Raw genomic sequence first — 13,318 nt, forward strand, 5'->3', positions numbered from 1 at the left:
AGTTTTTTCTCAATTAGTTATACGATAATACCACGAGAATGTTGACAGGGGTACAATCAAGAAAAGTTACCCATTCATAGAAATCAAGAACTCTTCGTTGTTCTGAGTTCCTTTCATTCGAGATAGTAAGAACTCAATGGCTTCGTTGGAAGTCATGTCAGACATAAGCTTCCGCAAAATCCAAACCCGCGATAGCTCTTCTTTATCCATCAGCAGATCTTCACGACGCGTACCCGAAGCCGGAACATCAATTGCCGGGTAGATTCGCTTATTAGAAAGCTTACGATCTAGCTGTAGCTCCATATTACCCGTTCCTTTAAACTCCTCGAAGATCACTTCGTCCATTTTAGAACCGGTTTCAATCAGTGCCGTAGCAATGATGGTAAGGGAACCGCCGTTTTCTACGTTTCGAGCCGCTCCGAAGAATCGCTTCGGTTTGTGCAGTGCGTTGGCATCTACCCCACCCGACAAAATTTTACCAGAAGATGGTACCGTAGTATTGTACGCTCGGGCGAGACGAGTAATAGAATCGAGCAAAATCACTACATCATGACCGGATTCTACCATACGCTTGGCTTTCTCTAGTACAATACTAGCCACTTTCACATGCTTTTCTGCTTGCTCATCGAAGGTTGAGGCAACTACTTCCGCTTTCACGGATCGGGCCATGTCGGTTACCTCTTCCGGGCGTTCATCAATCAGTAGAATAATGAGATATACTTCCGGATGATTTTCGGCAATGGCGTTCGCTATTTCTTTCAACAGTACCGTTTTACCTGATTTCGGCTGCGAAACAATCATACCCCGTTGCCCTTTTCCAATAGGAGCGAATAGATCCAAAATTCGGGTAGAGTAATGCCCCGATTTGGTAGATAAGTTCAGGCGCTGTTCGGGAAAAAGTGGGGTAAGGTACTCAAACGGAACCCGATCACGAATATCTTCGGTAGTTTTTCCGTTAACGGATGACACCCTCAGTAGCGCAAAGTATTTTTCGCCTTCTTTGGGCGGACGAATTTGCCCGTGTACAGTGTCTCCGGTTTTCAGCCCAAATAATTTAATCTGGGAAGGTGACACATAAATATCGTCGGGGCTGGCCAAATAGTGATAATCCGATGAACGCAGAAAGCCGTAGCCATCTTGCATAATCTCCAGCACCCCTTCGTTCTCAATAGCCCCGTCAAATTCTTTGATCGGCACCATCTGGTTTTGCTTTTTGTCGTCGTTTCGCTTTTTATCGCGGTTACCATCCCGCTGATCGCGGGAATTTCTTGAGTCGCGGTTATCACGACCTTTTCGCGAGTCGCCGTTAGATCGATCGTTATTATCATTTGAACGATCCTGCTTGTTTCGCTCGTCTTTTACTTTGTTTTCGGGAGGGTCTTTAGTTTCTCCTACTTCCTCCATTTCAATATCAAAAGATTCTAGCAGGTCGTTCGTGCTACTGGGCGCATCCGTGCTACCACTACCACTATCTTCGGTTTCGGTTACGTTTACCCGCTTACGCTTACGCTGAAACGCTTCACTTTCTTTCGGCGGTTTTTGCTGATTGCTACTATCCTCTTTAGGCTCTTTTTCGGTGTTTTGGTCTGATTCAGCCGTTGCACTCTTTGCTTTTTTAGGGCGCCGCCGTTTGGGTTTACTCTCTGGTTTGGGTGAAGCAGCACTCTCAGTATCAGCGTCTTTGCTGGGAGAAGTAGCATCTGACTCTTCATTTGCCCTTTCCTTTTTTTGCGGAAGCTGGTCTTCTGGCAGAATAGCCTGCTGGTCCAGAATTTTGTAGATAAGATCTTTTTTGTTGAGTTTCTTGTAATTGGACAATCCCATCTGCTCGGCTATTTCCCGCAACTCGGAGAGCAAGCGAACCTGTAATTCATCAATGTTGTACATAAATTGGAATGCGTAATACTAAAAATTTGGAAATTCAGCAGTGAAGCCGAAGGATAAGGACATTAAATAAATGGATATTATAGGATAATGCAGCGCACTGAATTTGGAGTGGAATGCAAAGACGCTTTGCTTCTCCTGGTTTGCTAGTGCAAGTATAGACCATCGGTTGCTATTTGTCAAGCAATTATCCGTGAATTTTATCCATACCTTCCGACTTAATTCACCTCCGCCCTTTTCTTTTCTAAAGCATTTTTTCGTACTTCGTTTCTTTCTAAAATTTTGAAAGAACATGTTAGCTATCGCAACCATTGCCAATAACGAAGCAGCTACCGTACAAGGTCTGATAAAACGGGGCCTAGCCAATGCTCAACACTTAGTTGATCAGGTAGTAAAACTAAACCAATCGCGAAAAGAAACCCAAGCCAAGCTAGACGAAACGCTGGCAGCATCTAACAATCTGTCGCGACAGATCGGCCAGCTTATGAAAGAAGAAAAGCGCGAGGAAGCTGAAGCTGTAAAGTTAAAAACCGCTGAGCTAAAGAATAGTTCCAAAACGCTGACTGAAACCCTACGCAGATACGAGGAGCAACTGCAGCAAGCACTCTACAATATTCCTAACCTTCCTCACGAGAGTGTGCCGGAAGGAATGCGGGCCGAAGATAACGAAGTGGTGCTGGAAAGTGGCGAACTTCCAACCCTACCAGAGGGGGCACTACCGCACTGGGAGCTCATTGAGAAGTACAATATCATTGATTTTGCCTTAGGCAATAAAATTTCTGGGGCGGGTTTTCCGGTTTATAAGGGAAAAGGAGCCCAACTGCAACGGGCATTGGTTAATTTCTTTTTGGATAAGGCGCGAGAAGCAGGTTATTTAGAAGTGCAACCTCCACTACTAATTAACGAAGATTCCGGCTACGGAACCGGACAGTTACCCGACAAGGAGGGACAAATGTACGAGGTGGTAGATCAAAAGCTATTCCTGATTCCTACATCGGAAGTGCCTATCACGAATATGTACCGGGACATAATTTTACGAGAAGCAGATTTGCCGATGAAAAATACCGGATATACTCCTTGTTTTCGGCGCGAGGCTGGCTCGTGGGGAGCACACGTTCGGGGGCTGAACCGTCTTCATCAGTTTGATAAAGTAGAGATTGTGCAAGTTAGTCATCCCGCACAATCGTATCAAGCCTTAGAAGAAATGTTACTACACGCTCGTCAGTTACTGGATCAATTAGAACTTCCTTACCGGGTGCTAAAACTTTGTGCGGGCGATATGGGCTTCACCGCCGCGCTCACTTATGATTTGGAAGTCTATTCGGCTGCTCAGCAAAAATGGCTCGAAGTAAGTTCGGTAAGTAATTTAGAGACGTACCAAGCCAACCGTCTCAAACTTCGTTATAAAGATGAAAACAATAAAACCCAGATGCTGCATACCCTCAACGGGAGTGCACTAGCACTTCCCCGGATTGTAGCGGCTATTTTAGAAAACAATCAATCTGCTGACGGGGTTAAAGTGCCAGAGGTGCTTGTCCCCTACACCGGATTTGATACTATTAGCTAACAACCAAAACCAAATTACCGTTTTGCCATGAAGATTGTCCTATACGTAATAGGTAGTTTATTCGTGGTAGCTACGTTATTACCTCTCATAAAGCACGACCATTGGGCAGTAAGAGGGTTTGATTTTCCGCACGTTCAGATTACCATTGTGAATCTCCTGCTATTTCTGAGTCTGGTTATTTTTTTTCCGGTGCAGGGTTGGTTTAACATTTTGTTTATTCTCACGCAAATTGGGTGTCTGATATACCAGGCGTTTATTATCTACCCGTATACTCCGGCAGCCGGATCGCAGGTGAAGCAAACCCAACAGCACATCGGTGACAATGCTATTGGCTTGATGGTGACCAATGTTTTAATGTATAATCGGAATATTGAAGAGTGTTTGGAGCGAATCAGGTCGGTTGACCCCGATGTGCTACTAATGGTTGAAACTGACGAATGGTGGAAAACGAAAATGGCACCCATCCGGCAAAAATATAATCACTATTTGGAGTATCCGTTGGAAAACACCTACGGCATGTTGCTGTACGCTAAATTCAAGTTAGAAGATTTCGATATTAGATTCTTAGTTAAACCCGATATCCCATCATTCCACGGCAAAGTAATTCTACCTTCAGGCCAGCCGATAAACCTCCATTGCTTACACCCTGAACCCCCCAGCCCCACCGAAAGCGAAACTTCTACTGAGCGCGATGCTGAGTTACTTATTTTAGGTAGAAATATTATCAAGGCCGACGAGCCTACGCTGGTGGCCGGAGATTTGAACGATGTAGCTTGGTCGTACTCTACCCGTTTGTTTATTAGAATCAGCGGGTTGCTCGACCCGAGAATGGGGCGAGGCTTTTATAGCACCTTTCACGCAAAGTACCCGCTTATGCGGTGGCCACTAGATCATGTTTTTATTTCTAACCATTTCAAGTTGGTAGAGCTAAAACGGCTACCTTCCTACGGGTCTGATCATTTACCTATTTACATTAGGGTAAACTATGAGGCCACCGCTCAATACGAGCAAGAGAAGTCTAAGACCGATCAGCTAGGTCGGGAATTGGCGAAAGAGAAGATCGAGAAAATCAGGAGCTGATAATTTCTTGGAGTTGCGTGAGCGTATTGTGGCAAATATTAGTAACTTTTTCAGTGCAACTATTCAACGATACCTCCTTAGCTGTTTCTTTTTTTAGTATATCGCGCGCCTCAGCAAAAGCATCAGAAAGTGCCTGAAGGGACAATACGTGGCAGGTTGTTTTGTGCTTATGATGAAGCTCTGCAATACCTGTTAAGTTTCTTTGCTCAGCCAAACGGGCAAAATCATGGGGAATATCCCGCATATAATCGGAATAGATAACTACCAGTTGTTTCTTAAAATCCCGATCATTTTCAGCAACCTTGGATAGCTGATGGTCTACCGTATTACGATACAGTGAATGTTCTGACATAGCGACATAAAGTAAAGCGACATAGAATAAAGATATTGATAGATAAAACTATCAGGCCACCTTTTTTGGTAACTTCTCTTGTTGCTTAGTAAACCCTCGGCGCTGCATGTCACCCCAACTTTTCTTTCCAACTAAAAGATCTAGATTTCCCTTTAATGAATTAACCAAAATAATAGGGTGATAAAATATAGGTTCCAGCAGAGCAGTCAGAATAAGCTTGGCCATATCTGACGTATGTTGGTACTTATGATAAGAGTATTCTTCGGCTACTAATGCAATTAAGGACAACAGTACTGAGAAGAAATATATTATAATTAAAAAGAATAAAAAATTAGTCCAATCTAGCTGACCTACTATTGCTAACGTTAGAAAGTAAGCCAAGCCAATACTCTCAACAAATGGAGCTAAAAACTCAAAGCACAACCAATAAGGGTAGCTCAACCAGCCCATCAGTTTATATTTAGGATTAAGTAGTAGCCCTCGGTGTTTGATTAAGGTTTCGGCAGTGCCCCGTGCCCAGCGGTTACGTTGCCGACTAAGTTGGGCTATATTTCCCGGGGCCTCAGTCCAGCACAGTGGGTCGGGTATATAGATTACTTTGTAAGGTAGGTTGTTTTCATGCATGTATCGGCGCATTCGTATCGTTAGCTCCATATCTTCGCCTACCGTATTGGTGTAGTACCCCCCGGCTTTTACCACAATTTCTCGATCAAACAGACCAAAAGCTCCCGAAATGATTAATAGACCATTCAACCGACTCCACCCCAAGCGGCTGAGAAGAAATACCCGAATATATTCCAACGCTTGAAACCGAGCCAACCAACCTTTGGGCAATTGTATTTTAACCAAACTTCCGTCTTCAATTGTGCAAGAATTGGCAATACGGATCATACTACCCGTGGCAATCACTCGCTTAGAGTCCTGCAAAAAGGGCTTTACCATTTTGAGTAGAGCATTCGGGGCAATAATAGAGTCAGCATCCATAGTGGCTACCAGTTTACCCTCGGCATGGTTCAATCCGGCATTTAATGCATCAGCCTTGCCACCATTCGTCTTATCAATTACCGTGAGCCGGCCAAAAACTTTTTGGCGCGACTTGTACAAGCAACGTACCTTCTTGGTAGATAACTCATAATTACTTTCCAGGTGGGTTGGCACTAGTTGAAAGTACTCTATCATTTTACGCAACGACTCATCGGTGCTACCGTCATTTACTACAATTACTTCGTAGTTATTGTACTGTAGGGATAAGAGCGAACGTACGCTATCGATAATGGTTTGCCCTTCATTGTACATTGGCACCACTAACGAAATTTTCGGAATAAGAGGAGAAGACAGTAGGGCTTGTGGATCATCCAGGCGACTGCCTTTAAGGTATTTTCTGATTTCCGTTAAACCAACAATAGAAAGGAAAATAGAGAAGCCGGCCAGGATTAGCCCGTAGATCAAGATCAGGTTCTCAGCAATGTACGTAATACTATCGATAGCAATTTCTTTCATAACAATCTGCTTGTGATGTTGGAGCGATAATTACAATGATTCTGCGTTAGATTGAAGCTGGGCTACTGCCTTAGAAGTAGCTCTTCTTACCCAGTAATTAGGGTGCTGGTGAAGATGACTCAAACTAGTAGCCTGTTGCTGATTTCCCAACTGGCTTATCACTTGCAGGCTAGCCAACTGAACGTCGGTATCTTCGTGCTGAGCCAAATTCATAAGCGTAGGTATAGCTTCCGAAAGCTGGAGCTGCCCTACTGTCTTGATGGCTTCGGCAGTAATCAATGGAGAGGAACTACCAAGTTGATGCAGCACGGCTTTACCTGCCGAATGCTGTTGAAACTCCGCAATCATACGGAGGGCAAATAGCACAATGCTTTCATTTTCAGAAGTAAGCCACCGGCTAAAGTTAGGAAGTTGGTGCCTTTCAATACTGCGTAAGTAATGATGTAAGCGGATTTGTAGCCATTCACTTAATGGGGTATTTAGGCTACTCAAGAATGCCAAATTAGGGGATGAGTCTAGCTTAGCCAGTGCTAAAATAACCTCTTGAGCCATGTGTGACGTATCGGCTGGATTTAGAGATTCTATCTCTTTTTTCACCTCCGGACGATCTACCTGTAGCGCACTAATTTCGTGTAAGCCTTGGGCTCGCACGCTAAATTTCCGTTCTCGCAGTTTTTTTAATGAGTACTCTGGTAGCTCCAAAGCATGAGCCAAGCGGAGAAGCTGGTTTTGAGCTGAACCACTGAGACTCTTCTTAAGGTTAAGAATAATATCGGTCAGGATTTGCTGATCAATGTATTTATTTTGTTTTTGTTCTCGCTGGAATAGTTGTAAGGCTACTTCTAAAAAATTAGTTGAAGCATTTTCTGCTTGCGCTTCGACTAGAGCATCGTACAGCAAATACTGATAGCGGAACTGTAGATCGCTTCTTTTCTTTTCTTTAGCTACCGAAATAGTGCGACGGACATACAGGATTATCACTAGGATGAGGCAAACAGATACAAGAAAAGCAGCGATGCCCAGCAGCAATCCATGAGCGGATAGTAATGTTTCTAGTTGAATGGCGACTATCATAATTAAAATCTTTTCTCTAACCCAAACTCAAGTCCCCAACGGTTTACCTGACGAAGCTCAACATACTCTTCCCACTGATACTCAGCCATTAAACGTACCAGTAGCGTGCGTTGCCAAAAAGCATGTTTATAATCAATGCCCAACCTTTGCGTATTCACCCGTAGTATTTCGGGTAAGCTCACTACTTGTATCGGAGCATTGCCGTAGTTGGCATACAAGCTAAAGTACTGATCGCTATGCCGAATGTATCTCCGGTAAGTGAAAGCTCCGGCGGCGTTGCTAGCCTCTTGTATGTTCGTTAGAAAACCCCGAGCAGAAATCCAGTGAGAACCGGCGTAATGACCTAGTTGAGCAGTGTAAATACGTACAGTAGCCGGTTCAAAATATAACATTCGCATTCCACCCGATATTTCGGTACTCGCACCAACTCCTTGAAAAATTTCACCTCCCCAGCGCAAATTGGGAAATACCGTTCGATCCGATATTCCGAAATTGAGGTAGGCGTAAGTACGAGAAGCAATTTTAGGGTAAAAGTCTAACTCCGCTTGCTGACCAATTTGATCAAACATACGAGCGCGACTCACCCGCGCGATGACTGGCCCGAGTTTAGTGCGGCGTTCATATTCTAAGCTGCCAATATGCCAAGGGGTAAAAATCTCATCAAAGTTCGCGTAGTAGTAGCTAGCCCGAATCGCATTTTTAGCATTTTGAGGACGAAGTTCATGCAGCAAACTGTCGGCTTGTGGCGAAGGGAGCATGTCTTCCAGCAGTATTATCCCTTCTTCGGTTCGTCCTAGTTGAGCCAGTGTCTGTGCTTTGAGTAATGTGAGTACTGTATCGCCAGGATAACTGCTTAATCCTTGGTTAAATATAGTAAGGGCATCGGCCCAAGCAGCATCCCACATTTCTACTCGTCCGGCTCCACGATAAACTTCTACCGTAGGGTACTGCTTCAAAATTACTTGATAAGCAGCGCGCGCCTGTTCAAATTCCCGTTCCCAACTATAGATTGAGCATAGCAGAAGGTGAGCATCGTACCGCTCAGGGTGGTTGGCCAGCAACACCCGTAGATTGGCTACTGCTGAATCATATTGCTGAGCATAGGCTTGAGACCGGGCAGTAGTGTACAAACTATCAGCATTCATTGATTGACTGAAGAGCTGCCCCGAGGTAACTAGCGTAATTAAAGAAATTAGGGTGATATGTATATTAACGTTTTTCATAAAACTACGGGTATTATCTGCTTTACCTGATCGACCAAGCCTTGCAAATTGAAGGGCTTAGCCAAATAGTAGTTGGCTCCGAGATCATAAGCTTCCGCTTCAGCTTGGGGGGTATCCATAGCTGACAAGGCGATGATGAACGGATCGTAATCCAGTTCCAACCTCACGTAACTAATCACTTCCAATCCAGAGGCAAAAGGCATAAGAATATCGGTAATAATCACGGAAGGCTTTTCTTCCTGAATTACTCGCTTGGCTCGTTTGCCATCGTAAGCATGAAATATTTGGGAGAACCCTTCGCCTTTCAGCTTGAAAGCAATCATATTTAGTAGAGCTTCATCATCTTCAGCGATTAGTATTTTAGCAGTATCCATGAGCGGGTAATTATGGTCGAAATGATACTTGAAATGAATAAACCTGTTGGTTGACGATTAGTGAGACAAAATACAGCGACGGTTCATTGTTGGAGGGAAGCACCGGAATCTCGTAGAACCCTGCTTCCATATTGGCGTGATGGGTAGCATTAACTACTTTTCCCTGAACATCTGTCACTTGCATCACTACCTGATTATTGGGTTTACTAAAATGAACTAGCAAATCAGCTCCTTTACGAACAAGTGCCGTATTAATTTTTCGGGTTGATTGAGTGATTTTATAAGAGGTATGGGAATAGTCAGCAAACGAAGCATCAGATGACGACGATTTCGCAGTATTTTTTACCCCCGACTTTATAAGTAAGGCTAGCGCCGGCGGAGAATTAGCTAATAATGCTTCTGCATTAGCGCATCCCATAACGACAGCAAAGTAAGTTATTAGCAATATTTTATATGCTTTTAGCATAGTACAAAATAAAATAAGTTATGTATCATATAAAAATAATATAATCAAGTTGTGTGCTAATGTAATAAATCGCTGGAGAAGTAAGATTATGAGGGGGAGAAGTGAGTAGATTTGTACCAGTGAGGGAATTAATTCCTATTTTTGGAATTAAATCAGGTAGTAGCTATGCGAATCATCGGAGAAATTCCCCATACTCAGTGTAAAATCACCATCTTTCACTGGAACGGCAAATACTTAATCAAACTAGAACGAGGCTGGATTGAACAGACCTATAAAGTGCCCGAATTGGAGATTAGCGGACAGGAAGATATTCAGAAAATAGTGCAGAGCAATTTTCTCACTAAGGCCTTAGAGCAATTTGAAGCGATGGAGGCCAACTTGTTTGAGGCAATAGAAAACCTGGACAGCAGTCCACTTTAGTACCGCTCAAGTACCACAAATGAATAAGGGTAGGGATTCTTTTCGTCGGCTTCGTGGTCTTCCCGTTTTACTTCCTGCCAAATACTGGAATCAATTTCTGGGAAGAAGGTATCGCCTTCAAATTCACCGTGAATTTCGGTAAGGTAGATACGATCGGCTACGTCTAAGGCGAGTTTATAAATTTGGGCACCACCAAGTATAAACATCTCTCGCTGACCATTTTGCTCACCTATAGCTAGGGCTTCATCTAAACTATGAGTTACCAGGCAATTCTCCCGATAAAAATCATCTTGCCGGGTGATAATAATGTTGAGTCTACCGGGTAGTGGTTTATCTACTGACTGATAGGTCTTTCGCCCCATTGTTACAAAGTGGCCGCTGGTGGTTTCTTTGAAGTATTTTAAATCGGCGGGCATATGCCACACCAAGTCATTGTCTTTACCGATCACATGATTATCAGATCGGGCTACCATTATCGATTTAATCATAACGCTGTTCCTCGTAAAAATTCGTCAATCATCATTCGTCTTTTTCCTTCTAGTTGAAGCTCCTCTATCGCCAACCAGCCATCCTGTGCCCGCATGTGCAAGTACGATTTATTATCTGTAGCAAAATCGCCGGGAGCTTGGTCAGTTTCTGCTAAATCGGTATGATTTAGCAGGAATACCTTACAGTTCTTTTTCTCTCCACCGGCCAAGGTGAGTTCCGTCCAGGCTGCCGGATAAGGAGAAAGCCCTCGCACAAAGTTACGAATCTGTTCGGCAGATTGATTCCAATCAATTTTGCAGGTTTCCCGATGAATCTTGGGAGCAGGTTTTAGGTCTGAAATATCTTCTTGTGGAGTAAGGGCATAATTATTTTGGCTAATCGCCTTTACTGTTCTCAATACCAGCTTGGCACCTTTTTTCATCAAACGTTCATACAGCGTCCCAGCCGTATCGTCGGCGTAAATTGGCTCTTTGTCTTGGAAGAGAATATTACCCGTATCAATCTCATGACGGATCATAAAGGTGGTTACGCCTGTTTCGGTTTCACCATTGATAATTGCCCAATTAATTGGGGCCGCTCCCCGATACTGCGGCAAATACGATGCATGGAGATTGAAAGTGCCTTGAGTTGGCATATTCCAAACAACCTCAGGCAGCATTCGGAAAGCAACTACTACCTGTAGATCAGCTTCGTAGCTTTTTAATTCTTCTAAAAAATCAGGGTTTTTCAAGTTCGTAGGTTGCAGCACCGGAATATCTTGCGTAAGGGCATACTGCTTAACGGGGGAATAAGCAATTTTCCTCCCTCGCCCCTTCGGTTTATCGGGTGCCGTAATTACTGCTACCACTTCAATCGGATCGCCGAGCGTCGGATCGCCGAACGACTGATTTTCCACTAAAATTTGCAGCGATGAAACCGCAAACTCCGGTGTGCCCATAAAAATAATTCGAGTTTGGTGCATAATATTACAAAACTAGCTCCTCAAATGAAGATATACTTTCACAGTCGTACAGGCTTTCGCTATTTCCCACCCGATCAATCAGTATAGACCTCAATCCCAAAGACTGTCCATACTTTATTTCCTCTTCAAGATTATCTCCAATCACGACCAAATTGTTTTCTGCATCTTCCGTTTGGTTTTTTAGCTGCTGCATAACAACCAGCTTCCCATCTGGAACATTATCCAACGGGTCGTTGATGCAGATTTCAGCAAAATCATCTTTGATGCCTAAACTATTAATCTTAAGATTTTGGAAAGCAGTAATTCCACTGGTTAAAAGAACTCTACGAACCTTCATTCTTTGGACAAAGGTATAGTCTTCAAATGGCAAAACATCAAGCTTTACATCTAATTTGGTACGTTCTAATTCCAAGCGAAGTACCGACTTGTCAAGACTGTATTTGTCAATGAAATTATTTGTAGAAAGAAAAAAAAAGTCTTTCTGAGCTTCTTGCTGACTGATAGGCGAAATTTGCTGAGCAAATACGCTAAAGAGGTGTCCTATATCCTGAAAACGGATGGTACGGGGATCAAATATAGTATGATCTAGATCAATGATTAATGTTTTCATAAGTGCTCAGTCAACGCTTTACTCAAAGTCCTCGTACAGCAAATACTTTTTCCGCATTTCTTTGTACTCCGAAAGCTCAGGTTCCCAGCTTTGCTCAATTTCTTTTAGGCTTTTGCCTGCTTCTATTTGCTTTTGTAGGGTTTTGTTTCCGGCGAGTAATGCAAAGGCATCGGAGCGATCAATGAATTCTTCGTTGGACATGCCGTGGGCTTGGGCTTGCTGATAATAATCCATTAGAAACTTTAGGGTAAAGTCTTCTAAGAGAGGAATTTCTCGCAGATCAACCCCGTAACAAAGTTCACCCCGATGTTTGGTGTCAAAAGCGACTCCGGGAATATCCTGGGGAGTAAATTGAATAGAATCAAACGAAGGATATTCGGTTAGAATGCTCTGCTGGATAGCTCGATTGGGGTTTCCGAGCACCTGAAAAGGAAACTCAGTGCCCCGTCCCAAACTGAAACTTGTAGCTTCAAACAAGCAAAGTGATGGATAAAGATTGATCGCTTGATCGTTAGGTAAATTAGGCGAGGGGCGCACAGGCAGTGCATAACGATCGGCGTGAGTATAATTTTTTACCGGAATAACTTCTACATCGCACTGCAAGCTATCGGTAAGCCAGCCTTCGCCGTTAATCATTTTCGCTAGCTCTCCTACCGTGAGGCCATGAACAATAGGAATAGGGTGCATTCCTAAAAAAGACTTCTGTTCGGGTTCACGAACCGGCCCCCCAATGTAAAAGCCATTGGGATTGGGGCGATCCAAAATCACCATACGTTTATCTTCTTCGGCACAGGTTTCCATTACGTAGTGCATGGTGCTGATGTAGGTGTAGAACCGCGCGCCCACGTCTTGAATATCAAAAATCACGACATCAATATTTTGCAACTGTGCCGCTGTGGGCTTGCGGTTTTTTCCGTAGAGCGATACAATCGGCAATCCGGTTCGCACATCAGTCGCATCCTGTACTTCCTCTCCATTGGCGGCTTCTCCCCGGAAACCGTGTTCAGGAGCAAAAATCTGGGTGATATTTACATCCAGCGAAAGTAAGGAATCCACCAAGTGTGTAGTATCGATTAGCGAAGTGTGATTGACCACCATCCCTACCCGATTATCTTTCAAAAGAGGTACATACGTCTTAGTTTGATAAGCGGCGGGTAAAATAGGAAGTTCAACTTCAGCACTTGGGGTACTGGCATTGGCGACACCACTTTCAGATGGCTGGCATCCGGTTAAGAGCCCCAGAATCACAGCGATATATGTAAGGTAAAATAAATTCATCAGTCATTAATCATCTATCGTTATTCATCAATCAAAACTT

Annotated in this window: 14 protein-coding genes; 3 read left to right on the forward strand and 11 right to left on the reverse strand. The window is 43.6% G+C overall.

Annotated elements, in window-relative coordinates; genetic code table 11:
• Nucleotides 1-66: 66 nt before the first annotated feature.
• A complete protein-coding gene (gene rho, locus P0M28_RS12860; protein WP_302210314.1) occupies nucleotides 67-1,887 on the reverse strand; it encodes a transcription termination factor Rho in 1,821 nt (606 codons plus the stop codon).
• Nucleotides 1,888-2,176: 289 nt separating this feature from the next.
• Between rho and serS the strand changes: the two genes are divergently transcribed.
• On the forward strand, nucleotides 2,177-3,451 hold the full coding sequence (serS, locus tag P0M28_RS12865; protein ID WP_302210315.1) for a serine--tRNA ligase: 1,275 nt from the start codon (nucleotides 2,177-2,179) through the stop codon (nucleotides 3,449-3,451).
• A 27-nt stretch (nucleotides 3,452-3,478) separates the two neighbouring features.
• Complete coding sequence (locus P0M28_RS12870; RefSeq protein WP_302210316.1) at nucleotides 3,479-4,531, forward strand: endonuclease/exonuclease/phosphatase family protein; 1,053 nt, start codon at nucleotides 3,479-3,481, stop codon at nucleotides 4,529-4,531.
• Here P0M28_RS12870 and P0M28_RS12875 read toward each other — a convergent pair.
• The 6 genes from P0M28_RS12875 to P0M28_RS12900 are packed head-to-tail and all read right to left on the reverse strand — an operon-like array spanning nucleotide 4,521 to nucleotide 9,472.
• Nucleotides 4,521-4,883, reverse strand: coding sequence for a hypothetical protein (locus P0M28_RS12875; RefSeq protein ID WP_302210317.1), 363 nt, complete (start codon nucleotides 4,881-4,883; stop codon nucleotides 4,521-4,523). The genes P0M28_RS12870 and P0M28_RS12875 overlap by 11 nt on opposite strands.
• A 51-nt stretch (nucleotides 4,884-4,934) precedes the next feature.
• Nucleotides 4,935-6,383 carry a glycosyltransferase family 2 protein gene (locus tag P0M28_RS12880; RefSeq protein ID WP_302210318.1) on the reverse strand — a complete coding sequence of 483 codons (1,449 nt, stop codon included), beginning with the start codon at nucleotides 6,381-6,383 and terminating at the stop codon, nucleotides 4,935-4,937.
• 30 nt (nucleotides 6,384-6,413) lie between these two features.
• Entirely contained in the window at nucleotides 6,414-7,457 is a 1,044-nt protein-coding gene (locus P0M28_RS12885) for a HEAT repeat domain-containing protein (RefSeq protein WP_302210319.1), read from the reverse strand.
• 2 nt (nucleotides 7,458-7,459) lie between these two features.
• Nucleotides 7,460-8,680: a YaiO family outer membrane beta-barrel protein gene (locus P0M28_RS12890; protein ID WP_302210320.1), complete on the reverse strand. Its 1,221-nt coding sequence runs from the start codon at nucleotides 8,678-8,680 to the stop codon at nucleotides 7,460-7,462.
• Nucleotides 8,677-9,054 (reverse strand): response regulator transcription factor, encoded by a 378-nt coding sequence (locus P0M28_RS12895; protein WP_302210321.1) that lies wholly within the window; start codon nucleotides 9,052-9,054, stop codon nucleotides 8,677-8,679. The genes P0M28_RS12890 and P0M28_RS12895 overlap by 4 nt, the downstream gene beginning before the upstream one ends.
• Nucleotides 9,055-9,064: 10 nt before the next feature.
• Nucleotides 9,065-9,472 carry a hypothetical protein gene (locus P0M28_RS12900; RefSeq protein WP_302210322.1) on the reverse strand — a complete coding sequence of 136 codons (408 nt, stop codon included), beginning with the start codon at nucleotides 9,470-9,472 and terminating at the stop codon, nucleotides 9,065-9,067.
• 189 nt (nucleotides 9,473-9,661) lie between these two features.
• Between P0M28_RS12900 and P0M28_RS12905 the strand changes: the two genes are divergently transcribed.
• A complete protein-coding gene (locus P0M28_RS12905) occupies nucleotides 9,662-9,940 on the forward strand; it encodes a hypothetical protein (protein ID WP_302210323.1) in 279 nt (92 codons plus the stop codon).
• Here P0M28_RS12905 and P0M28_RS12910 read toward each other — a convergent pair.
• The 4 genes from P0M28_RS12910 to P0M28_RS12925 are packed head-to-tail and all read right to left on the reverse strand — an operon-like array spanning nucleotide 9,937 to nucleotide 13,278.
• Entirely contained in the window at nucleotides 9,937-10,428 is a 492-nt protein-coding gene (locus P0M28_RS12910; RefSeq protein ID WP_302210324.1) for a dihydrofolate reductase, read from the reverse strand. The two genes, P0M28_RS12905 and P0M28_RS12910, sit on opposite strands and share 4 nt — an antisense overlap.
• Nucleotides 10,425-11,393 (reverse strand): methionyl-tRNA formyltransferase, encoded by a 969-nt coding sequence (fmt, locus tag P0M28_RS12915; RefSeq protein ID WP_496060944.1) that lies wholly within the window; start codon nucleotides 11,391-11,393, stop codon nucleotides 10,425-10,427. Before fmt ends, P0M28_RS12910 begins: the two co-directional genes overlap by 4 nt.
• A 1-nt stretch (nucleotide 11,394) precedes the next feature.
• Nucleotides 11,395-12,000, reverse strand: coding sequence for an HAD hydrolase-like protein (locus P0M28_RS12920; protein ID WP_302210326.1), 606 nt, complete (start codon nucleotides 11,998-12,000; stop codon nucleotides 11,395-11,397).
• 18 nt (nucleotides 12,001-12,018) lie between these two features.
• The gene (locus P0M28_RS12925; protein ID WP_302210327.1) at nucleotides 12,019-13,278 is read right to left on the reverse strand and encodes an exo-beta-N-acetylmuramidase NamZ family protein; all 1,260 of its coding nucleotides are present in this window, start codon (nucleotides 13,276-13,278) and stop codon (nucleotides 12,019-12,021) included.
• Between the last annotated feature and the right edge of the window lie 40 nt (nucleotides 13,279-13,318).

This window comes from Tunicatimonas pelagia, assembly GCF_030506325.1.
GTDB classification, from domain to species: Bacteria; Bacteroidota; Bacteroidia; order Cytophagales; family Cyclobacteriaceae; genus Tunicatimonas; species Tunicatimonas pelagia.